This window comes from Streptomyces flavalbus (genome assembly GCF_042674625.1).
In the GTDB taxonomy this organism is placed as follows: Bacteria; Actinomycetota; Actinomycetes; order Streptomycetales; family Streptomycetaceae; genus Streptomyces; species Streptomyces flavalbus.
The window spans coordinates 7,615,650-7,636,604 of the sequence record NZ_JBHTEB010000001.1 but is presented as its reverse complement, the minus strand read 5'-3'; the positions used below and the strand labels follow the sequence as shown (position 1 = coordinate 7,636,604).

At 72.8% G+C, this 20,955-nt stretch carries 19 protein-coding genes; 6 read left to right on the top strand and 13 right to left on the bottom strand.

Going from position 1 to position 20,955, the window contains the following annotated elements:
- The first annotated feature begins 66 nt into the window (after positions 1-66).
- On the top strand, positions 67-939 hold the full coding sequence (locus tag ACFQZ6_RS34040) for a MurR/RpiR family transcriptional regulator (protein WP_381617335.1): 873 nt from the start codon (positions 67-69) through the stop codon (positions 937-939).
- 10 nt (positions 940-949) lie between these two features.
- Here ACFQZ6_RS34040 and ACFQZ6_RS34035 read toward each other — a convergent pair whose 3' ends face one another.
- The 7 genes from ACFQZ6_RS34035 to ACFQZ6_RS34005 all read right to left on the bottom strand — a co-directional run bounded on the left by ACFQZ6_RS34035 (position 950) and on the right by ACFQZ6_RS34005 (position 9,421).
- Positions 950-1,891, bottom strand: coding sequence for a penicillin-insensitive murein endopeptidase (locus ACFQZ6_RS34035; protein WP_381617333.1), 942 nt, complete (start codon positions 1,889-1,891; stop codon positions 950-952).
- Between the two features lie 7 nt (positions 1,892-1,898).
- Positions 1,899-3,650, bottom strand: coding sequence for a glycoside hydrolase domain-containing protein (locus tag ACFQZ6_RS34030; RefSeq protein ID WP_381617330.1), 1,752 nt, complete (start codon positions 3,648-3,650; stop codon positions 1,899-1,901).
- A 79-nt stretch (positions 3,651-3,729) separates the two neighbouring features.
- On the bottom strand, positions 3,730-4,464 hold the full coding sequence (locus ACFQZ6_RS34025; protein ID WP_381618880.1) for a D-Ala-D-Ala carboxypeptidase family metallohydrolase: 735 nt from the start codon (positions 4,462-4,464) through the stop codon (positions 3,730-3,732).
- A 137-nt stretch (positions 4,465-4,601) separates the two neighbouring features.
- A complete protein-coding gene (locus tag ACFQZ6_RS34020) occupies positions 4,602-5,735 on the bottom strand; it encodes an XdhC family protein (protein WP_381617327.1) in 1,134 nt (377 codons plus the stop codon).
- Positions 5,728-7,872, bottom strand: coding sequence for a xanthine dehydrogenase family protein molybdopterin-binding subunit (locus tag ACFQZ6_RS34015; protein ID WP_381617325.1), 2,145 nt, complete (start codon positions 7,870-7,872; stop codon positions 5,728-5,730). The genes ACFQZ6_RS34020 and ACFQZ6_RS34015 overlap by 8 nt, the downstream gene beginning before the upstream one ends.
- Positions 7,869-8,861, bottom strand: a complete 993-nt coding sequence (locus ACFQZ6_RS34010) for an FAD binding domain-containing protein (RefSeq protein ID WP_381617322.1) — start codon at positions 8,859-8,861, stop codon at positions 7,869-7,871. Before ACFQZ6_RS34010 ends, ACFQZ6_RS34015 begins: the two co-directional genes overlap by 4 nt.
- On the bottom strand, positions 8,858-9,421 hold the full coding sequence (locus ACFQZ6_RS34005) for a (2Fe-2S)-binding protein (protein WP_381617320.1): 564 nt from the start codon (positions 9,419-9,421) through the stop codon (positions 8,858-8,860). Before ACFQZ6_RS34005 ends, ACFQZ6_RS34010 begins: the two co-directional genes overlap by 4 nt.
- 196 nt (positions 9,422-9,617) lie before the next feature.
- Here ACFQZ6_RS34005 and ACFQZ6_RS34000 point away from each other — a divergent pair, with 196 nt between their 5' ends.
- Positions 9,618-10,205 carry a TetR/AcrR family transcriptional regulator gene (locus ACFQZ6_RS34000; RefSeq protein ID WP_381617317.1) on the top strand — a complete coding sequence of 196 codons (588 nt, stop codon included), beginning with the start codon at positions 9,618-9,620 and terminating at the stop codon, positions 10,203-10,205.
- Positions 10,206-10,307: 102 nt separating this feature from the next.
- On the opposite strand, the gene ACFQZ6_RS33995 is transcribed toward ACFQZ6_RS34000, so the two are convergent.
- The 3 genes from ACFQZ6_RS33995 to ACFQZ6_RS33985 all read right to left on the bottom strand — a co-directional run bounded on the left by ACFQZ6_RS33995 (position 10,308) and on the right by ACFQZ6_RS33985 (position 12,397).
- A complete protein-coding gene (locus ACFQZ6_RS33995; RefSeq protein ID WP_381617314.1) occupies positions 10,308-10,529 on the bottom strand; it encodes a hypothetical protein in 222 nt (73 codons plus the stop codon).
- A 189-nt stretch (positions 10,530-10,718) separates the two neighbouring features.
- Positions 10,719-11,381, bottom strand: coding sequence for a peptidoglycan recognition protein family protein (locus ACFQZ6_RS33990; protein WP_381617311.1), 663 nt, complete (start codon positions 11,379-11,381; stop codon positions 10,719-10,721).
- 125 nt (positions 11,382-11,506) lie between these two features.
- A complete protein-coding gene (locus tag ACFQZ6_RS33985; RefSeq protein ID WP_381617308.1) occupies positions 11,507-12,397 on the bottom strand; it encodes a lysozyme in 891 nt (296 codons plus the stop codon).
- A gap of 440 nt (positions 12,398-12,837) precedes the next feature.
- Here ACFQZ6_RS33985 and ACFQZ6_RS33980 point away from each other — a divergent pair, with 440 nt between their 5' ends.
- The 4 genes from ACFQZ6_RS33980 (at position 12,838) to ACFQZ6_RS33965 (ending at position 18,297) form a co-directional block, all read left to right on the top strand.
- Complete coding sequence (locus ACFQZ6_RS33980; protein WP_381617305.1) at positions 12,838-13,284, top strand: large conductance mechanosensitive channel protein MscL; 447 nt, start codon at positions 12,838-12,840, stop codon at positions 13,282-13,284.
- Positions 13,285-13,342: 58 nt separating this feature from the next.
- Complete coding sequence (locus tag ACFQZ6_RS33975; RefSeq protein ID WP_381617302.1) at positions 13,343-14,224, top strand: hypothetical protein; 882 nt, start codon at positions 13,343-13,345, stop codon at positions 14,222-14,224.
- Positions 14,225-15,082: 858 nt separating this feature from the next.
- Positions 15,083-16,060, top strand: coding sequence for a hypothetical protein (locus ACFQZ6_RS33970; protein WP_381617299.1), 978 nt, complete (start codon positions 15,083-15,085; stop codon positions 16,058-16,060).
- The gene (locus ACFQZ6_RS33965) at positions 16,060-18,297 is read left to right on the top strand and encodes a tetratricopeptide repeat protein (protein WP_381617296.1); all 2,238 of its coding nucleotides are present in this window, start codon (positions 16,060-16,062) and stop codon (positions 18,295-18,297) included. Before ACFQZ6_RS33970 ends, ACFQZ6_RS33965 begins: the two co-directional genes overlap by 1 nt.
- Before the next feature lie 114 nt (positions 18,298-18,411).
- On the opposite strand, the gene ACFQZ6_RS33960 is transcribed toward ACFQZ6_RS33965, so the two are convergent.
- From ACFQZ6_RS33960 to ACFQZ6_RS33950, 3 genes are all read right to left on the bottom strand, one after another.
- Positions 18,412-18,543 carry a hypothetical protein gene (locus ACFQZ6_RS33960; RefSeq protein WP_381617293.1) on the bottom strand — a complete coding sequence of 44 codons (132 nt, stop codon included), beginning with the start codon at positions 18,541-18,543 and terminating at the stop codon, positions 18,412-18,414.
- A gap of 189 nt (positions 18,544-18,732) precedes the next feature.
- On the bottom strand, positions 18,733-19,383 hold the full coding sequence (locus ACFQZ6_RS33955; RefSeq protein WP_381617290.1) for a response regulator: 651 nt from the start codon (positions 19,381-19,383) through the stop codon (positions 18,733-18,735).
- Entirely contained in the window at positions 19,380-20,690 is a 1,311-nt protein-coding gene (locus tag ACFQZ6_RS33950; protein WP_381617287.1) for a sensor histidine kinase, read from the bottom strand. The genes ACFQZ6_RS33955 and ACFQZ6_RS33950 overlap by 4 nt, the downstream gene beginning before the upstream one ends.
- Positions 20,691-20,955: the final 265 nt, after the last annotated feature.

Genomic DNA, 20,955 nt, shown 5'->3' with positions numbered 1-20,955 from the left:
GTTAGGCTCAGCGGCGTCGACCGTTGTTCAGGATGTCGGTCGCCGGGCGGGAAGGAAGCGGGCAGCATGGCCACGGGCGTACTGGCGGACGAGATCCGCCACAAACTGGGCGAACTCAGCCCGGCCGAGCGCAAGGTCGGGCGTGTGCTGCTGGCCGCCTACCCGTCCGCCGGGTTCGAGACGGTGGCGGCGATCGCGGAGCGGGCGGGGGTGAGCGCGCCGACCGTGCTGCGGTTCGTGTCGCGGTTCGGCTTCCGCGGCTTCCCGGACTTCCAGGCGGCCCTGCGCGCCGAGCTGGAGGAGCGCAACGCCTCTCCCCTGTCGCTCTACGAGGCCCCCGACTACGGCCGCCCGGTCGACGAGGCGGCCGACGGCGGGAGCCTGTTGGACCGGGTGGGGCGGGTGTTCCCGGCCGAGGTGGCCAAGACGCTGGCGGAGCTGCCGCCGCACGACCTGGACGCCGCCGTCGGGCTGCTCGCCGACGCCAAGCTCCGCCTCACCCTGGCGGGCGGCCGGTTCACCCACCTGTTCGCGCAGTACCTGGGGCTGCACCTGATGCAGTTGCGGGAGGACGTCCGCTTCCTGCCCGACCGGGACGTGGAGCGCACGGCGACGCTGGCCTCCCTCGGCCGCCGTGACGTCCTGGTCCTGTTCGACTACCGGCGCTACGAGCGGGACAAGGTGGCGATGGCCGAGCTGGTCCGGGACCGGGGCGGCAAGGTGCTGCTGTTCACGGACACCTGGCTGTCCCCGGTCACCAGCAGGGCGGACGTGGTGCTGCCCTGCCGGGTGACCGCGCCGTCCCCGTACGACAGCCTGGTGCCGACGCTCGCGGTGATCGAGACGGTGATCGCCGGGGTGATCGAGGCGCTGGGCGAGTCCGGCCACGACCACCTGCGGCGCGGTGAGGACGTCGCCCAGCACATCGGCCTGGTCTGACCAGCCGCCGCTACCGGTAGCGGATGTGCAGGTGGTTGTCGTGGTTGGCGTAGCTGGTGGTCAGGCCCTCCGAGATCAGTTGCGGGTCGTTGAAGAAGACCAGCTCGACGTGGCCGGGTGCCTTGGCGCGGATCTCCTGCACGAGCCGTCGGGTGGCGGCGCGGTCGTACGTCGACGACTGCCAGGTGATGCGTCCGGCGGTGCACTGCGCGGAGTCGGTGCGGATCGGCCAGACGTCGATGTCCATGCCGACCTCGTGGCTGGCGTGCCCGGGGATGTCCCCGCCGTGTTCGAAGCCCGCGTCGCCGACCGGCAGTCGGCCGTTGCCGGTGGTGGCGAACGTCGCGGCGGCGGCCTCCAGTTGGGCGACGGCGCCCGCGGTCGCCCAGTGGGCGTTCGCGTTGCCGTCGGGGCTCTGCGCGCACATGGCGCCGGTGCCGAAGTCGATGTTCTCGTAGTGCCAGAGCAGGTTCTTCCAGGTGGTCGGTCCGACGATGCCGTCGACACCGAGCCCGGCGTGTGACTGGAAGGTGCGCACCGCCGAGTAGGTCGCGGGCCCGAAGTCGCCGTCCACGGTCAGCCCGGCGGACCGCTTGGCGTTCAGCAGCGCCTGGACCGCCTTCACGGCGGGCCCGTTGTCGCCCTGCCGTACGGCGACGGCGAGGGCGCCCCAGGTGGCGGGGCCGACGACGCCGTCCGCGGTGAGGCCCTTGGACTGCTGGAAGCCGACGACGGCGCTGCGGGTGCCGGAGCCGAAGACGCCGTCCACGGCGACGGTCCGGCCGTGCGCGGCCAGCAGGTGTTGCAGCGCGACGACGTCGGTGCCCCGGTTGCCGTTGCTCACCAGCGGGAAGGCGGCCTGCGCGAAGGACTGCGCGGGCAGGCCCGCCCCGAGGAGCAGCGCCGCCACCGCGGCGAACAGGGTGATGACGCGGCCGAGTTGTCTCATCATGTCCCTCTCACTTCCCCGCCTGGAGGGCGCCCCAGGTGGCGGAGCCGACGATGCCGTCGCTGGTCAGCCCGCGCGAGGACTGGTAGTCACGGACGGCCTGGGTGGTGCCCGAGCCGAAGATGCCGTCGATGGTCACCGTCCGGCCCAGTGCGGCGGTCAGGGCGCGCTGGAGGCGGGTGACCGCCTCGCCCGTGGCGCCGCTCTGGAGGGTCGGCGTGGTGCCCCGGGACAGCAGCGCGGTCCAGGTCCTGGGTCCGACCACGCCGTCCGCCGAGAGTCCCTTGCTGGCCTGGAAGTTCCGTACGGCGGTGGCGGTGCCGGAGCCGAAGATCCCGTCGGGGGTGCCGGGGTCGTACCCGGCGGCCTTCAGCAGGCACTGGGCGGCGGTGACGAGGGGGCCGGTGGCGCCGCTCTGGAGGGTGCCGTAGGCGGTGAAGCTGAGGTTGACCGAGGAGCAGGTGGGCTGGGGCGCGGTGCCGGTGCCCACGTCGAGGTAGTCGCGGTCGATGTTGATCGAGTAGCCGCCGTAGGACTCGGTGACCTCGCCCACGTACTGGTGGATGCGCTGGTGGTTGGCCCAGTAGGTGGAGGGCACGTAGGAGCCGGTGTTGGTGTCGGCGGCGCCGTTCCACCAGGCGTAGAAGAGGTGGTCGACGCGGGTGTAGGCGGTGTTGTCGTACTCGCTGGCGGCGTCCCTGATGCCGGAGGCGGCGCTGGAGTAGAAGCCGGACAGGTAGCCGCTGGCGTGCAGCCGCTCGGTCCAGCCGGACAGGTACGACAGCACGGCCGCCTTGCAGGAGGTCGTGGAGGTGTACGCCTCGATGTCGCTGTAGAGGGCGCTGCCCGCGGGGATGCCGAGGTTGGCGGCGGCGCTGACGGCCCCGGCGGCGGCGGTGACGCCCTGGGACTTGGCGGTGGCCGGGTCGCTGGACATCCGCAGCGAGTAGCTGGTGCACGGCGCCTGGCGGCCGACGTCGATGGGGATGAGGTGCCAGCCGTTGTTGGTCTGGTTGGTCACCCAGCTCGCGGTCAGGTTGGGCTGGGCGCAGCCGCGGAAGGAGCCGCTGATGTAGACGCCGACCGCGCTGTACGGGGAGCTGGTCTGCCAGGCGTTCATGGCGGACTGCGAGGGGGCGGTGCAGGCGTCGAAGCCCTTGCCGAGGTAGCTGCCGGGCTGCGGTCCGGCCGCGGCGAGGGTGCTGGCGGCGGTGCGCTGGCCCGCGCCGGGCAGCTCGGTGCGGGTGGCGTCCGGTGTGAGCCGTGCCGAGGCGAGCACGTCGCGGACGGCGCTCTCGGTGCCCGGGGTGTGGTGGGCGGTGACGAGGACCCCGGCGTCCTCGACGGCGACCTGGATGGTGCCGTTGTCGGAGACGGCGGTGGGGGCGGTGGCCTTGCCCCGTGGGGCGCGGGCGGTCGCGGGGGCGGTCCGCTCGGCGGAGCGGGCGGTGAGGGGTTCGACGACCAGGCCCGCGGTGCGGCCGATGACGCGGGCGGGGCAGTCGCTCTGGTCGCCGGGCTGGCCCAGGTAGACGGCGGGGGTGTCGAAGCGCGGGCAGGCGCCCGGGTCCTTGGCGAGGTCGACCACCCGCCAGTCGGCGGGCGCCTCGAAGCGGTAGCCGTGGTAGGTGACGGTCCGCCGGTCGCCGTCGGGTCTGGAGTCCGCCTGGGCGGTCGTGGGGACGGTCAACGCGCCGGTTCCGGCGAGCAGCGCCAGCAGGGCCGTTCCGGCGCGCAGGCGCCAGCGGGGGCGGGACGACATTCAGGGCACTCCTACTCGTGGGGGGCCGGGGGCGCGCTCACGGTGGCGTGCCCCCGGGTCGGATGGCCGTCGGCGGTGGTCAGACGCCGCAGGTGGGCGCGGACCAGGAGCGGCTGGTGCGTCCGTCCACGTGGGTGTGGTCGTTGTGGTCGGGGTAGCCGGGGCCGAAGATCCCGCCGAAGCCGTGGTAGCGGGCGCGCTGCGCGAGCGCGCACAGCGACGGGTTGCCGACCAGGTCGGCCGCGTCGCCGTACAGGTGGCGGCTGTTGGAGGCGCCGCCGACGGCGCTGTTGCAGGCGTAGGAGCGGAAGCCGCTGCTGATGACGAGCGGGGTGTCGCCGAGGGCGTGCCGCATGGCCTCCAGCTTCCACATCGTCCGCAGGGCGTTGGCCTTGGCCGTGGCCGCGCTGACGGCGCCGCCGGACCAGTCGGAGTTGCACTTGTTCAGCTCGGCGTAGGTGAAGTGGACGGGGGTGCAGTCCGGGTCCTGGAGCGCGTAGATCTTGCTGAACGTCGCGGGACCGGCGACGCCGTCCGCCGTGAGGCCGTACGCCTGCTGGAACTTGGCGACGGCGGCCTTGGTGCGCGCGCCGAAGGCGCCGTCGGTGGCGAGGACCTCGCCGTAGTCGACGTGTCCGGCCACCCGGATCTGGAGCTGGGTGACGTCGGAGCCCGACATGCCCTCGGAGAGGGTGCGGCTCCAGGTGTAGCACTCGTCGGCCTGGGCCGGACCGGCGGTGACCAGCGCACCGCCCACCGTGGCAGCCATGACCATGACAATAGAGAGAAGTAGTCGAACCGCGCGTCGCAGCATCATGCCTCCGCCCTGAACCTGCCCCTCCGCACGGGGGGCCGAGCCGAGTGTGGCGCCCCGGTCGTGACCCTGTCCACACCACCACCGTTTGCCACAGGACCAGACCTCCGGCACAACGTGCGCCGGAGGCAGGCGAGTTACTCGTGCGACACCAGAGCGGCGGTCGAGGGCTGGTGGATCGGGGTTCCCAGGCCCGTCAGCGGGCGGCCCGTGCCGCCGCCGCGGGACGCGACGATCTCCGCCGCGATCGACAGGGCGGTCTCCTCCGGCGTACGGCCCCCGAGGTCGAGCCCGATGGGCGACCGCAGCCGGGACAGCTCCTCCTCGCTCAGGCCCGCCTCCCGCAGCCGGGCGTTCCGTTCGGTGTGGGTACGGCGGGAGCCCATCGCGCCCACGAAGGCGACCGGCAGCCGCAGCGCCACCTCAAGGAGGGGCACATCGAACTTGGCGTCGTGGGTGAGGACGCACAGCACCGTGCGGGCGTCGGTCCGGGTCTCCCGGAGGTAGCGGTGCGGCCACTCCACGACCACCTCGTCCGCCTCCGGGAACCGCGCCCGGGTGGTGAACACCGGCCGGGCGTCGCACACGGTGACGTGGTAGCCCAGGAACTTGCCGACCCGCACCAGCGCCCCGGCGAAGTCGACGGCACCGAAGACGATCATGCGCGGCGGTGGCGTACCGGCCTCCACGAGCACGGTGAGCCCGTCGGCGCCGCGCTCGCCCCGCGCGCACAGCTCGGCCGTGCCCGTGCGGCCCGCGTCGAGCGCGGCACGGGCCTCCGCCACGGCCAAGCCGTCGAGGTCCGGGCCGAGCCCGCCCTGGGTGGAGCCGTCGCCGTGGACGAGGAGCGCGGCGCCCGGGTGCGCGGCCGGCCCCGCGACCACCCGGGCCAGCGCCACCGGTTCACCCCGCTCCACGGCGCTCAGGGCGGAGTGCAGCAGCGCCCTGAGCGGCGAGTCCGCGAGCACCGGGGTGACCAGCACGTCGAGGACGCCGCCGCAGGTCAGGCCCACGGCGAAGGCGTCGTCGTCGCTGTAGCCGAAGCGCTCCACCACACTGCGCCCGGTGTCCAGCGCCTCGGCGCACAGGTCGTAGACCGCGCCCTCGACGCAGCCACCGGAGACCGAGCCGATGACGGTGCCCGCCCGGTCCACGGCCAGCGCGGCACCGGGGCCGCGCGGCGCGCTGCCGCCCACGGACACGACGGTCGCGACGGCGAGGTCGCGCCCGTCGGCCAGCCAGTCCCCCAGCTCCGGCAGCAGGTCAAGCACGGTGACCCGCCGTCAGGACGCGGTCCGGGCGGATGGGGAGGGCGCGGTGCCGTACGCCGGTGGCGTGCCAGACCGCGTTGGCGATGGCCGCCGCGGCGCCGACGATGCCCACCTCACCGATGCCCCTGATGCCGAGCGGGTCGTCGGGGTCGGCGTCGCTGTCGTTGTCGGGCACCCAGTGCGCCTCGATGGCCGGGACGTCGGCGTGCGTGGCGACGTGGTAGTGGGCGAGGTCGGCGCCGACCGGGCCGCCGAAGGCCGGGTCGCGCACCGCCTCCTCGTGCAGGGCCATCGACAGGCCCCAGATCATGCCGCCGGTGAGCTGGCCGCGCGCGGTCAGCGGGTTGACGATGCGGCCCGCGGCGAAGACGCCGAGCATCCGCCGTACCCGCACCTCACCCGTGCCCGGGTCCACGGCGACCTCCGCGAACTGGGCGCCGTAGGAGTGCCGTTCCTTCGCGGTGAGGGCGGCGATCTGCGCGGTGGTGTCCGAGCGTACGGTGATCCCCTCGGCCGGGATCGCCATGCCGGGGACGAGCCGCTCCCGCAGCTCGCGGGCGGCGGCGACGACGGCCAGGGACCAGGAGCGGGTGCCCATGGACCCCCCGGCGATCATCGCGAAGCCGAAGTCGCTGTCCCCGATCCGCACGGTCACCCGCTCCGGTGGCACGTCAAGGGCGTCGGCCGCGACCAGGGTGAGCGCGGTGCGCGCGCCGGTGCCGATGTCGGCCGCGGAGATCCGCACGGTGAACCGGCCGTCGGCCTCGGCGGTGATCGCGGCCGTGGAGGGCGCGGCACCCGCGGGGAAGGACGCGGCGGCGGTGCCGGTGCCCAGCAGCCAGCGGCCCTCGCGCCGCACCCCCGGGCGGGGGTCGCGCCGCGCCCAGCCGAAGCGGCGGGCCCCCTCCTCGAAGCAGGCGCGCAGTCCGCGGTGGGCGAAGGGAAGACCGGAGACGGGCCCGGTCTCCGGCTCGTTGCGCAGCCGCAGCTCGATCGGGTCGATGCCGCACTTCTCGGCGAGTTCGTCGAGCGCGGCCTCCATCGCGAAGGACCCCGGCGCCTCACCGGGGGCGCGCATGAACGTGGGGGTGGGCACGTCGAGCCGGACGACGCGGTTCTCGGTGTGGTGCGCGTCGGCGTCGTACATCACCCGCGCCACCCCGGCGCTCGCCTCGACGAAGTCGTACACGGTGGCGGTACGGCTCACCGACCGGTGGTCCAGGGCGCGCAGCCGCCCGTCGGCGTCGGCGCCGAGGCGGACCCGCTGAACGGTGGCGCTGCGGTACCCGGCCAGCGCGAACATCTGGGCGCGGGTCAGGGCGACGCGCACCGGCCGCCGGGTGAGCGACGCGGCCATCACGGCGGCCACCTGGTGGGCGCGCACCCCCTTGCTGCCGAAGCCGCCGCCGACGTGCTCCGAGCGCACGTGGATCGCCGCGGGGTCCAGCGAGAACAGGTTGGCCAGTTCGCCGACGACCCAGGAGGTGCCCTGGTTGGAGTCGACCAGTTCCAGTCGGCCGTCGTCCCAGCGGGCGGTCGCCGCGTGGGGCTCCATGGGGTGGTGGTGTTCCTCCGGGGTGGTGTACTCCTCGTCCACGACGGCGGCGGACGCGGCGAGTTCGGCGGCCAGGTCGCCCTTGTCGGTCACGCCGGGCGCGTGGCCGCCCAGGGCGTCCACGGGCTCGCTGTCGGGGTGGTCGCCGGTGAACTCGACGGCGTGCGGCAGTATTTCGTAGTCGACGGCCAGCGCCTCGGCGGCCTCCCGCGCCTGCTCGGGCGTCTCCGCGACGACCAGCGCGACGGGCCAGCCCAGGTGGGGCACGGTGTCGTGCTGGAAGACGGCGCAGGTCGGGTCGGGCCTCAGGCCCATCAGTCCGACGTAGTCGGTGTTCAGGTGGGGGGCGTTGCGGTGGTCGAGGACGGCGATGACGCCGGGCATGTCGAGGACCGGACCGCTGGCGATGTCGCGTACGCGGCCCCGCGCGACGGTGGACAGCACCAGCCACCCGTAGGCGAGTTCGCTGAAGGGGACGTCGCCCGCGTAGCGCGCGGCGCCGGTGACCTTGTCCCGGCCCTCCACCCGGACGTGGCCGGTGCCGACCGCGCGGACGGCGGCCGGGGGTGCGGTGGTGGTCATCGCGTGGCCTCCTCGGCGAGTTCGCTCAGCACGGCCACGGTCAGGGCGCGCATCAGGGGAACCTTGTGGGCGTTGTGCGGCAGCGGGCGGGCCGCCGCCAGTTCGGCGTCGGCCGCGGCCTGGTAGGTGTCGGGGGTGGCGGGCGCCCCGATGAGGACCTGCTCGGCGGCACGGGCGCGCCAGGGCCGGGAGGCGACCGCGCCGAACGCGAGGCGGGCGTCGTGGACGATCCCGTCGCGCACGTCGAGCGCGGCGGCCACGGACCCGGTGGCGAAGGCGTAGGAGGCGCGGTCGCGGACCTTGCGGTAGCGGGAGTGGACCGCGACCGGCACGGGCGGCAGCGAGACGCCGGTGATCAGCGCGCCCGCCGGGAGGGCCGTCTCCCGGTGCGGCGTGTCACCGACGGGCAGGTAGAACTCACCGAGCGGCGACGCGCCCTGCCCTTCGGCCGTCTCGTAGTGCACGACGGCGTCGAGGGCGGTCAGCGCGACGGCCATGTCGGAGGGGTGTACGGCCACACAGTTGTCGGAGGCGCCGAGGATGGCGTGGTTGCGGTGCTCGCCGCTGAGCGCGGGGCAGCCGCTGCCGGGGGCGCGCTTGTTGCACGGCTTGGTGGTGTCGGCGAAGTAGGCGCAGCGGGTGCGCTGGAGGAGGTTGCCGCCGACCGTGGCCATGTTGCGCAGTTGGCCGGAGGCACCGGCGAGCACCGCCTGCGTCAGCACCGGGTAGCGGGCGCGGACGTCGGGGTGGGCGGCGAGGTCGCTGTTGGTGACGGTGGCGCCGACGCGCAGCCCGCCGTCCGGGGTGGTCTCGACGCGGTCGAGGGGCAGTTCGCGCACGTCGACGAGGCGGGCGGGGCGTTCCACGCCGCTCTTCATCAGGTCGACCAGGTTGGTGCCACCGGCGAGGTAGCGCGCGTCGGGTGCGTCGTCGAGGAGGGCGAGGGCGCCGGGGACGTCCTGGGCCCTGCGGTAGTCGAACTCCCTCATGCGGCGGCCTCCTCGGACGTCGCCGTACCGCTCTCGGCGGCGCGTGCGACGGCCTCGACGATGGACGGGTAGGCGCTGCACCGGCACAGGTTGCCGCTCATCCGCTCCCGGATCTCCTCGGCGGTCAGCGGTGGCGGTCCTGCGGCCGGGCGGACGTCGCCGGTGACGGCGCTCGGCCAGCCGTCGGCGTGTTCGGCGAGCATCCCGATCGCCGAGCAGATCTGGCCGGGGGTGCAGTAGCCGCACTGGTAGCCGTCGAGGTCGAGGAACGCCTGCTGCACGGGGTGCAGTCGGTCGCCGTCCGCGACGCCCTCGACGGTGGTGATCTCACGTCCTTCGGCCGCCACGGCGAGTTGCAGGCAGGCCACGGTCCTGCGGCCGTCGACGAGGACGGTGCAGGCACCGCACTGGCCCTGGTCGCAGCCCTTCTTGGTGCCGGTCAGGTCGAGCCGCTCGCGCAGGGCGTCGAGCAGGGTGGTGCGGTGGTCGACGGGCAGCGTGTGCTTCTCACCGTTGACGTGCAGGGTGACGACGCTGGAGTGGGATGGCGTTAAACCCATGAGCAACTTCTTCCAGAGCTTAGGTGCTTGAGCTTCGGCGCCTGCGAGGGAGGCGGGTCCCGTGTGTGGGCGTACGGCCATGGCCGGAGTTAGAGTGGACCCTAACCGGACACTTGTCCGCTCACCCGAAAAACGTAACGGACAGGTGTCCGCTTAGCAAGGGCGTGCTTCCGCCACGCGCATCCAGGAGTGATGAGTGCACTACGAGAAGGACGAGAAGGACCCCGCCCGGCGCTCTGACGCCCAGCGCAACCGCGAACGCATCCTGCGGGTCGCGCTGGCCGAGTTCACGCACCGCCCGGACGCGCCGCTCAGCGCCATCGCCAAGAAGGCGGGCGTCGGCCAGGGCACGCTCTACCGGCACTTCCCCAACCGCGAGACCCTCGTCCTGGAGATCTACCGGCACGAGATGCGGCAGGTGGCCGACAGCGCGCGACAGCTCCTCCGGGAACTGCCGCCACCGCGGGCCCTGCGCGCCTGGATGGACCACCTGGCCGAGTTCGCCATGACCAAGGCGGGCCTCGCCGAGGCGATCCGCCTCGCCACCAGCGGGCCGGGCGGCTCCGAGAGACCCTCGCCCACCCCCGTCATCGAGGCGGCCGACCTCCTGCTGCGCGCCAACGAGGAGGCGGGCACCATCCGCCCCGGCGTCACCGCCGACGACTTCACCCTCGCCATCTCCGGGCTGTGGCAGCTCTCCCCGACCGAGGACTGGCGCCCGCGCGTGACCCGGCTCCTCGACCTCGTCATGGACGGCCTCCAGGCGGGCGCGCCCGGCCGCTGACGCCCACGAAAAGGGCCCCCTCCATGCCCACGGGGCGGAGGGGGCCCACACCGACTGACATCCTCGGGTCCGGTGCCGCACCGCACCGGGCCGGGGGGAAGGTCAGAGGCCGGGCAGCTGGCTCTGGATCTGCTGGGCCAGCGACTTCACCTGCTGCGCCTGGTCAGCCGTCTGCGGGGTGATCGGCTGACCGACACCGCCGATGAGGCCGTCCAGCAGGCCCGTACCTCCGGGACCGCCGAGAAGGGCGCCGAGCAGGTCGCCGACCGGATTGCCAGCGGCACCGCCGCCCGGGGCGGGCTGGGGGGTGGGGGGAATGGTCATGCGAGTCTCCGATGCTCTGGGCCGCCCCGCCGTCCGGAGCGGCCGTTGTCCGTCGACTGCACCGCCACCGCGAGGACACGCCCACGCCCGGCGGGACTCATCAGATGGGGTGACAATCCGAGGGGTGGCACCTCGCCTCCCACTGGCCCGTGCGTTCGACCTTCGCCCATGTCTTCGACGGCGGCACGGTCACATGTGGCGGGCGACCTCGTCGCGCAGGCGCGGGAGCATGTCGTGGATGACGCCGGGGCACAGGGTGTCGCCGAAGTCCTTGTGGCCGTAGATCTGGGCGGCGGGGATGCGGTACTGGGCGCACACGTACGCGCACATCAGGACCAGGACCTCCCACTGGGCCGCGGGAGGCACCGCACCCGCGTGGTAGGAGCCCTCGTTGGCGATGCCGATGGCCTGGTTGTTCTGGCCGGAGGTGTGCGCGCCCTGGACGAAGGCCGAGCCGCCGGTGAGGGTGCGCAGGCTGCCGTGGCGGCCCTCGGTGATCCAGCCACCCCGGCTGACCAGGAAGTGGTATCCGGTGTCCACCCAGTTGTTCTTGTCCATGTGCAGGTCCTGCACCCAGTGGGCGTGGGAATGCGCCTGACCGCGGGAGAAGTCGGAGGTGTTGGCGCTCACCGTGTGATGGACGACGATCTTGGTCGGCCGGTACTGGAGGGTGGTGATGGTCCCCCGGGGCGGGCGCGCGCCCCAGGCCGTGGTGGAGTCGATGTCCGGCTCCACCGCTTCGGCGCCGCGGGCCAGCGCCTGGTGGGCGGTGCCCAGGCCGACGGCGCCGGTCACCAGTCCGGCCGTGGCGGCGAGCAGCAGGCGGCGGCGCGGGGCGTTCTCGGTGGTCACGATCACTCCTCGGGCGAGGGTGGTGGGGAGGGAGGGTGCGGGACGCCGGTGGAGCCGCGGGGCGGCTCCACCGTGTGAACGCCCCGCTGGGCGGCGACCGGTGGGGAGGACGCCGCTGGTGCCGGTCAGGTGTTGTTGGCGAGTGCCAGGAGCCGGTCGCGCGTGCCGTTGAACTTGTTCCGGTCCACGTTTCCGGAGACACCGCTGACCGAGCCGGTGCTCGTGTACTGCCACACCGTCCAGTACGGGAAGCCGCTCGGGATCGTCGGGGACGACGCGCTGGTCCAGTGCGCCACCCACAGCGGGCTCTTGCTGGACATGCCGGTCCAGTTGCCCGTGCAGGTGTTCCACCAGCTCGCGGTGGTGTAGATCACCACGTCGCGGCTGGTACGCGACTTGTAGGCGTTGTAGAAGTCGTTGATCCAGCTACGCATCTGCGTGGTGGACAGGCCGTAGCACATCGCCCCGTAGGGGTTGTGCTCGATGTCCAGCACGCCGGGCAGGGTCCGGTCGTCACGCGACCAGGCACCGCCGTTCGAGGCGAAGTAGTTGGCCTGGACGGCGCCGCTGGAGAGGTTGGGCCGGGCGAAGTGGTACGCGCCGCGGATGACGCCCGCGTAGTAGGCGTTGGTGTAGTTCGTGTTGAACCGGTCGTCCTCGTAGCTGGTGCCCTCGGTCGCCTTGATCCAGGCGAACTGGATGCCCGCGTTGCGGACGGACGTCCAGTTGACGGCCCCCTGCCAGTGCGAGACGTCGATGCCCTGGACGCCGTCCGTCTGGGCCATGACGCCGACGGACGGCTCGTCCGCGGCGGCGCGGTCGCCCTGGTGGATGCGGATACCCACGCCCATGTAGGCCTCGCCCTCGCTGATCTGGGGGCGGCCCTTGCCGGGGTCGGGGGCCGCGGAGGCGCCCGAGGTGCAGGTGGCGGTCAGCGCGAGGGCGGCGCCGAGCACGGTGAGGGCCGTGACTAACCGTCTGCGGAGGGAGGTCGCGGGACGTCGGAGCGAGCGCATGGCGGTCTCCTGGCACGTAGGGGGACGGGGAGGAGGTGACGTCGGCCGGTTGCCACCAGGACGGTCCTGAGATTTGACGTGCGCGCGTCATTAGTTACGCACGTAGATTCCGCGGCTGTAAAGCACCTCCAGACGCCTCTGGTGGTCTGGTCCAACGTAAAGGCAGATGTGCAGGAAACTCGGCAACCGGCGGGCGGAAACTTTCACCGCGTGAAAGGTGAGCCGGGCTCAACTCCCGCCCCGGCGGGACGCGTCGCGCGGTGTCGCGCCGCCGGGGAGGGACCCGACGGGCGCGGTCAAGTCCCCGAAGGAAGGCAATCGGTGCCTCACCTCGCTGTGGCTCCGCTGGCCGTGCCGGAATCTGCGCTTAGGTCGTGATCACTGCTCCCGCCGTGCCGCGCGTACGCGGGCCCGCGGAACACTCGCGAAAGGAACCGACGGTGCTCAAGGGCTTCAAGAGCTTCCTCATGCGTGGTGACCTCGTCACCATCGCGGTCGGGCTGGTCATCGCGCTGGCCTTCTCGACCCTGATCAAGGCGTTCACCGACTACGTGATCAACCCGATCGTCAGCCGCTTGCAGGGCGGCAGGTCGGTGGGGCTCGGATGGCAGCTCGGCGACGACGGGAACGACGCGACCTACCTCGACATCGGGCAGTTCATCTCCGCGCTGATCTACTTCGTGATCTTCATGGCGGTCATCTACTTCCTGATCGTCGTGCCGTACAAGACCTACCGGGCCCGGCACGGCCTCAAGGCGTTCACCGAACCCGGCCCCGTCAAGACCTGCCCGGCCTGCCTGTCCGAGGACCTGCCGGTGGCCGCCAGCAAGTGCCTGCACTGCGCCACGGATCAGCCCCCCGCCACCAGCCCAGCGTCGCCGGGGTGAAGGCGCTCGCGGCGCGCTCGCCGGGGGCGAGGAAGGTGCAGGCATTGCGGCCGCTGGCGTGCGGGGTGAGGGCGGCGCTGAGCTGGTGCTGCCCCGCTCCACCGAGCTCATCGCCCGCGTCTTCCTCATGTCCTGCCTGCTGCGCACCGGCGACCTGGCCGCCTGGGAGCAGCAACTGGACCACTGCCACCGCCTCCTCAAGGAGGCTCCCCGGCCCGAGCTGGAGTCGATCGTGCGGGTCGGACAGACCGCCCGCGCCGCCCTGGACGGTCGCTGGGACGAGGCGGAGGAACTCGTCGACGCCCACACCTCCACCCGCTTCGCGGCCACCTCCTGGGGCGCACGCTGGCGGACCCGGGTGACCACCTACACCTGCCGACGCGGACAGGGCCGCGTCGCGGAGGTCGTCGACGACCTCGTCACCGCCGCCGCGGAGCCGGACATGACGCCCCTGCGCCCGGTCGCCATCCTGGCCGCCGCCGAGGCCGGACAGCCCGACCGGGGCCGTGAACTCCTCGCCCGCTGGGGCACCGACCTCGCCGACGACTGGACCGCCGACTTCCTCCTGCCCGTCCGGGGCCTGATCGCCGCGCACCTCGCCACCCCAGACCCCCAGGACCTCTACGACCGGCTCCTCCCCCACGCCGACCAACGCGTCCCTGCCACCGTGGCGGCCCTGACCGGTGCCCTTCGACGGCGCGGGCAACCCGGTCGCCGTCGGCGAGGGCGTGGCCCCGCGGAGCAGCCCGGGGGCCACGGCATCCTGACCTTCGACGTGGACAGCCTCCGTGGTGCGGCGACCGACAGCCAGGGCCGTGTCCGGGCGGCAGGCGTCAGCCTGCCGCCCGCGTCCGCTTTCGGCCAGGAAGGCCGGGGCCCGCGGCACCCCAGGACGGCGGGTCGGAGGATTCTGTGTCGAATGAGCGGATCGGCCCCCTAATCCCCCGGCATTCGCCTGTCCTGATTTCCCCGGCGGCGGCCGGATCTCACCCCTGCGACCGTTTTCCGCGAGTGCCTCGACTTCACGCCCGGCCGCCACCGGAAAGGGAATGATCAGGTCCACTCACCCACCTCCGCCATTCATGCTGGCAATCCGAATGCGCGGTCTTCAAACCTTTGCACCAGGCAAGGCCGAAATCTATTCAACCGGCCGCCGCACGGGTCTTCGCACTCTGGCAGACCCTCAGAAGCTGGTGCTATGAATAGCGGGCTCCGCGCAATTGGCCGTAATGTTCCGCCAGACCTGACGGGGCAGTTCCAGGTATTTCCTTTCACTTACGGAGAGGAGGTGTCCTCATGAAGAAGATCGCCGTCCGCAAGACCGGTGGCGTGAAGCTCACCACCAGCGCGAGCTCCTACTGGCCGCCCATGTGCCTCCTTCCCAACTAGCACATGCGCGAGACGTGGTGCCCGGAAGGACGTGAAGCACGCGCTTCCGGGCACCACGATCACGCGTCTCCGGGAGGCGGCGGTCAGGTTCCAGGGCGAGAGGACACGGAGACGCTATGACGGAGACACGGCAGCCGGTAGTACTCGCTTTCCATGAACTCACGTTCGTTCCCGAGGGGGACGACGTCCTCATAGGCTGCCCGCGGACCGACTCCTACGCCTTGTTCCCCGCCGACGGCGCGGCCCTGCTGGCGCGGCTGAGCCAAGGGACGCCGGTGGCCGACGCCGCCGCGTGGTACACCGCGACGTACCACGAGCCCGTGGACATGGACGACTTCCTGGAGACGCTGACCGACCTGGGATTCATCCGCGAGGACGGCGCGGCCCCGGACCCGCGTCCCCCGCCGGGGTGCGCTTCGGACGCCTGGGCCGGGCCCTGTTCTCCCCGCCCGCCTGGGCCGTCTACGCCCTGGTCCTCGTGGTGTGCGCCGCGCTGCTGGCACGGCAGCCGGAGCTGCGCCCCCACCCCACGTCCGTGTTCTTCACCAGCTCCCTGCTCGTGATGCAGGTGGGGTTGATCGTCGCGCAGCTCCCGCTGGTCTTCCTGCACGAGTCGTTCCACGCGCTGGCCGGTCGGCGACTCGGGCTCCCCTCCCGTCTGGGTATCGGGCGCCGATTGTATTTCGTCGTGTTCGAGACCACGCTGAACGGGCTTCTGGGCGTTCCGCGAAGAAAACGCTATCTACCTTTCCTGGCCGGCATGGTCGCCGATACCGTTTCTTTCTGCCTGCTGATCTGTACCGCTGCCGTGGATTCTGCCGTAAATGACGGCCAGCTTTCGGTGCTGGGCCGCTTCGCCGTGGCCATGGCATTTGTGACGGCCCTACGGTTCGTGTGGCAGTTCTATCTTTTCCTCCGCACGGATCTCTATTACGTTTTCGCCACCGCACTCGGATGCGTCGCCCTGCATGACGCGACGCGTGCGGTCATCCGGAACACCTTCTGGCGCCTGCTGCGCGTCCGGCACCGCATGACCGACCTGGAGCAGTGGTCCGCCCGGGACCGGCAGGTCGCGCGCTGGTACGCACCGTTCGCCGCCACTGGCGTCCTCGTCATGCTGGCCACGGCGGTGGGTACCGCCGTACCCACCCTCTCCCACTTCGTCCACCTGCTGGCCGACCGCCTGGACCACCCCGGCCAGCCGGACCCCGGCTTCTGGGACACGCTCGGGTTCCTGGTGCTGGGCATCGCCCAGTTCGGCATGGCGGGCGTGGTGGCCCTGCGTGACCGTTCCCGGAGCAAGCGGCGTCCGTCCGCTTCCGCCACGTCGTCCGGGTCGGCGACCAGCACCCCCTCCCCCAACTCCGCAGAACAGGAACGGACCTGATGACCGAGCACCCCGCGCACCTGTGGATCGTCGGTACCACGCGTCGCGAGCGCGACCTCGCCCTGCCCGCCGTCGGCACCGTGGAGTTCCACGCCGTCAACAGTCACCGCCGGTGCCGCGGCCCGTACTCCGGCACGGCCGCGCTGCTCAACCGGATCGTGCCGAAGGTACGGGCCACCGCACCCGCGCTGGTCGACGCCCATGACGTGGAACTCCTGTCGATGGCCCCCGACCTGGAAGCGGTCGTGGAACCCTCACGGGAAACCCTCACCTCCCTGGCCGTGCCCGAGGAGCGCACCCGGTTCTACGGCCCCGGCCGCACCCGACGGCTCGTCCACGGCATGGTCGAGTTCCTCAACGCCTACGCGGAGACCGTCGCTGGCCGACCCGTCGCCGTCCGCTTCGACGCCGTCCACGCCGCGGACGCCACCGAGCAGGAGCTCCTGGCCGTTCTCCTGCGCCGCGCGGACCCGGCCCGGTTACGCGTCATCGTCGCCACCACCGAAGGCCCCCTGCCGGAGCACGCCGCCGAGCTGGCGAGTGCCCTGGCCCGGCACGCCGTACGCGTCGACGCCCCGGCCGCCGACGACACCACCGCCGAGGTCCGGGAAAGCGCCGACCTGGTCCGCGCCTACGTGGAGTCCGACGGAACGTCCGACGTCGCCGGGGAACGGGCCGCCTACGAGAGCGCGCCCGCCGGGCTGCGGACCGCCCTGCACGACGAACGGGCCGCGGCCCTGGAGGAGACCCTGTCGCGGTCCTTCCGGCTCGGGGCGATCCCCTACCACCGCGAACACGGCAGCGACCCGCGCGGCGTGGGCCTGCGGTCGCTGCTGGAGGCGTCCGGCCACTGCGTGGACATGGGCTTCTACCACGCCGCGATCGACCTCGGCCGCAGGGCGCGGGCGCTGGCCGACCCCGCGCGGGACGAGCAGGCGTACTGCCTGGCCAGTACCAGGCTGACCAACTCGCTGGCCGTCCTCGGGCACACGGAGGAGGCGGAGGAGATCTACTTCGACCTGCGCGGCCGGTTCACCACGCCGATGGTTCACCTGTTCTCCAACTACGCGCTCGGGATGATCTACACCCGGCACCGCGGCCCCGAAGCCCGCAACCACCACATCGCCCGTGTCCACCTGCACACCGCGATCGCGCTGGCGGCGAACCTCCCCGACGCGCAGGAGAGCTTCCAGACGGTGTTCCAGCAGAACGGGCTGGCCCTGATCGAGATGCACCTGGGCAACCTCCCCGAAGCCGAACGGCTGGTCTCCGCGGGGCTGGCCCGACTCGACGCCGAGCTGGCGCCGGGCGAGCACCTGCTGCACCGCTCCGTGCTGCTCCACAACCGCGGCCAGGTGCGCGCCGCGCTCGGCCGGGTGGAGGAGGGCATCGCCGACATCTCCCAGGTGATCGACGCGGACCCCAACCACCCCGAGTACTACTTCGACCGCGCCTCGCTGTACCGGCGGCTGGGCGACACCGACGCGGCGTTCGCGGACTACCAGACGGCCATCGACATCAGCCCGCCGTTCCCCGAGGCGTACTACAACCGCGCCGATCTGCGTGCCGAGACCGGCGACATCGAGGGTGCGCTGAGCGACTTCGGCTATGTGCTGGAGCTGGAGCCGGACGACCTGCGCGCACGGATCAACCGTGCCTCCCTGCGGCTGGAGTCCGGTGACCTGGCCGGTGCCCGCGAGGACGTGTCGGCCGGGCTCACCCATCACCCCGAAAGCGCCGACCTGTTGTGCACCCGCGGACTGCTCAGCCTGGAGGACGGCGACGCCGACGCCGCGCTGCGGGACTTCACCTCGGCGCTGGAAAGCGATCCGACGCGGTACGAGGCGCTGGCCAACAGGGCGGTCATCTGGCAGGACCGCGGACGGTCCCACGACGCGATCGCGGATCTCACCCGCGCCCTGGAACTCGTGGGGCCCGACGCGTCGCTGCTCTACAACCGCGGTTACGTGCACCGGGCGGCCGGGCACTGGCGGGACGCGATCCACGACTACACCGCCGCCCTCGACCTGCCGGACGCCGACCGGGCCGAACTGCTGTGGGAACGCGCCGGTTGCCGTGCCGAGACCGGCGACGTCACCGGGTGCCGGGACGACCTGACCGCGTGTGTACGGCTGGGCGACGAGCCCTACGCCACCCAGGCGCGCTCCCGCCTCAGGGAGATGTCCGGCGCGGACGCCCCCGCTCGGCACCCGGTGCCGACGGGCAGCGACACCTGACGGCCCGACCGGCGCCCAGGGGCCGGGGACGACAGCGGCAGCCCTCGCCCCCGTCCTCCGCCGAGCGAACCCCGGCCCCGGGGCCCACACGTGCCGCCCACGCCTCCGACACCGTCACAGCAGACGCCCGACCGCTTCCCGCGCCGATTCTTCGCCGTCTTTGATCTGGGCGACCCCCTCTTCGAGCAGCAGAACATGCACCCCGGCAGGATCGCCGAGGAAGCAGCGATCGCCCGTGAACTCCATGGGACCCAGCCTCTGGTGCACTGAACCGCTCCTTGCCGAAGAGGACCGACGTCGGACACGACGGGCCTTCAGGATTCCGCATCCCGCGGGACCGGAGAAGCCCTCGTCAGGGGCGTCGCGGGCGCCCGCCATCCGGAGCTGCTGCCCAAGCTGCTGTGGTGGAACGGGAAGCGCTGAGCCGCCGACGGTTCAGGGCACCAGCCGCAGCCGCGTCGCCTCCGCGACCGCGCCCGCCCGGGTCCGTACGCCGAGCTTGGCGTAGACGCGGCTGAGGTGGGTCTTGACGGTGGCCTCGCTGAGGAAGAGGGCGCGGGCGATCTCCCGGTTGCCGAGGCCCTGGGTGAGGCGGGCGAGGATGTCGCGTTCGCGGGCGGTGAGGGCGGGGGCCGGGGCGCGGATGCCGGACACGACGCGGTCGGTGACGGCACGGGACAGGACCGTGCGGCCCGCCGCGGCGTCCCGGATCGCCGCGAACAGCTTCTCCGGTGGCTCGACCTTCAGCAGGTACCCCGTGGCGCCCGCCGCGACGGCACGGGCGATGTCGGCGTCCGTGTCGAACATGGTCAGCACCAGCACGCGCGGCGCCCAGCCGTCCGCGTCCGGGGCGGTCAGCAGACTGGTGGCGGCCACGCCGTCCATGCCGGTGCCGAGGTGCAGGTCCATGAGGACGACGTCCGGCCGCAGCCGCGCCGCCATCGCCAGTACCTCCTGCCCGTCGCCCGCCTCACCGGCCACCTCGATGCCCCCGGTGCTGGACAGCAGGGCGCGCAGCCCGGCCCGTACGACGGCGTGGTCGTCGCAGAGCAGGACCCGTACGGCGGCCTGGGCGGCGGCACTCACGGCGCCGCCCCCACGGGGGTGCCGGTACCGAGCGGCACGGACACCGTGACCACCGTGCCCCTCCCGGGCGCCGACTCGACGGTGAGCGTGCCGCCCGCCTGCCGGGCCCTGGCCTGCATCACGGGCAGTCCGTGGCCGCGCAGCCGGGCCCGGCCGCGGCGCGGCGCGCGGTCCGGGTCGAAGCCGCGGCCGTCGTCGGCGACGTCCACGGTGACGCGGTCCTCCATGCAGGTCAGGGTGAGGACGGCGCGCGTCGCCCCGGAGTGCTCCCGTACGTTGGCGAGCGCGCCCTGCGCCACCCGCAGCAGCGCCGCCTCGACCGGCTCGGGGAGCGGGCCGGGGTCGGGCCCGTCGAGGCGGAACTCGACGGTGGTGGTCCCGGGCTCGCCGCCGCGTGCGGCGAGGTCGCGCAGCGCGGGTACGAGGGTGCTCCCGGCGAGGTCGAGCGGCGCGAGGTCGCGCACGAACCGGCGGACCTCGTCCAGCGCCCGGCCCGTGACCTCGGCGGCGTCGCGCACATGGTCCCGGGCGGTGTCGGGCGCGGTGTCCCAGTGCCGTTCCGCGGCCTGGAGCAGCATCCGCTGGCTGGACAGGCTCTGGGCGAGGGTGTCGTGGATCTCCGCCGACAGCCGCTGCCGCTCGGCCAGGATGCCCGCGTGCCGCTCGCTGGCGGCGAGTTCCCCGCGGGTGCGCACCAGGTCCTCGATGAGCCGCCGCTGTCGCGCGGTCAGCCTGCGGCTGTGGACGAGTACGGCGGTGGCGACCGCCCCCAGGGCCACCGGGGCGGCGACCAGGTTGGGGTTGAAGGCGCCCGGCTGGGGGGTGTCGGCGAAGACCCGGATCTCGGCGCCGACCACCAGCAGGACGACGACGCCCGCGAGCGGTACGGCGATCCGCACCGGCAGCCGGTGCAGCCCGGTGAACAGCAGGGGTACGGCGCACCAGGTGGCGCTCGGCGCGAGCACGAGGAGCGCCAGCCACAGGGCGAGCACCACCCCGAGCCACACCAGGTGCCGCACGGTGGGCCGCTCCCCGTGCCGGGACGCGGGGGCGAGCACCTGTCCCAGCAGGTAGACCGCCGCGAAGAGCAGCAGCAGCGTCAGGACCACTCCGGTGCGGGCGTTCCCGGCGTCGTGCGTCAGCAGGCGGGCGACCGAGCCGCCCACCAGCAGGACGAACGCGGCTCGCAGGGCCGCCGTCAGCCACCACTCGTCGAGGTCAGGGGCGGGATCGGGATCGGGGTCGGGATCGGGGCCGGGGCCCGGACGCGCCGGGCCCCTCGTGAGGTCACCCGGGGTCGCCGTCATGGGGCAGCCCCCCATCGCCGTACCCGCCTGTCGTGCCGTACCACTGCCTGCCCGTCACCTCACCGACCGACCGTCGTCCCCCGCCCGCGTAGATCCACGTATACAAGTCAGCCCGCGTACCGCACATCATCCGATCGGCTGACGTCGGCATGGCCCGTCGGGGCCCTCCGGTACCACCGTGCGTCCGATGGCCGGGCCCTTCCCGTCCGCCGAGACTGCTGGCACACCGGAAAGAGACCGACCGTCCCCGAGGGAAGCGAGCAAC

What these genes read in the sequence shown, in the direction of transcription:
- ACFQZ6_RS34040 (WP_381617335.1), top strand. Translation starts at nt 67, where the DNA reads ATGGCCACGGGCGTACTGGCGGACGAGATCCGCCACAAACTGGGCGAA.
- ACFQZ6_RS34035 (WP_381617333.1), bottom strand. Translation starts at nt 1,891, where the DNA reads ATGATGAGACAACTCGGCCGCGTCATCACCCTGTTCGCCGCGGTGGCG.
- ACFQZ6_RS34030 (WP_381617330.1), bottom strand. Translation starts at nt 3,650, where the DNA reads ATGTCGTCCCGCCCCCGCTGGCGCCTGCGCGCCGGAACGGCCCTGCTG.
- ACFQZ6_RS34025 (WP_381618880.1), bottom strand. Translation starts at nt 4,464, where the DNA reads ATGCTGCGACGCGCGGTTCGACTACTTCTCTCTATTGTCATGGTCATG.
- ACFQZ6_RS34015 (WP_381617325.1), bottom strand. Translation starts at nt 7,872, where the DNA reads ATGACCACCACCGCACCCCCGGCCGCCGTCCGCGCGGTCGGCACCGGC.
- ACFQZ6_RS34010 (WP_381617322.1), bottom strand. Translation starts at nt 8,861, where the DNA reads ATGAGGGAGTTCGACTACCGCAGGGCCCAGGACGTCCCCGGCGCCCTC.
- ACFQZ6_RS34005 (WP_381617320.1), bottom strand. Translation starts at nt 9,421, where the DNA reads ATGGGTTTAACGCCATCCCACTCCAGCGTCGTCACCCTGCACGTCAAC.
- ACFQZ6_RS33995 (WP_381617314.1), bottom strand. Translation starts at nt 10,529, where the DNA reads ATGACCATTCCCCCCACCCCCCAGCCCGCCCCGGGCGGCGGTGCCGCT.
- ACFQZ6_RS33985 (WP_381617308.1), bottom strand. Translation starts at nt 12,397, where the DNA reads ATGCGCTCGCTCCGACGTCCCGCGACCTCCCTCCGCAGACGGTTAGTC.
- ACFQZ6_RS33965 (WP_381617296.1), top strand. Translation starts at nt 16,060, where the DNA reads ATGACCGAGCACCCCGCGCACCTGTGGATCGTCGGTACCACGCGTCGC.
- ACFQZ6_RS33960 (WP_381617293.1), bottom strand. Translation starts at nt 18,543, where the DNA reads ATGGAGTTCACGGGCGATCGCTGCTTCCTCGGCGATCCTGCCGGGGTG.
- ACFQZ6_RS33950 (WP_381617287.1), bottom strand. Translation starts at nt 20,690, where the DNA reads ATGACGGCGACCCCGGGTGACCTCACGAGGGGCCCGGCGCGTCCGGGC.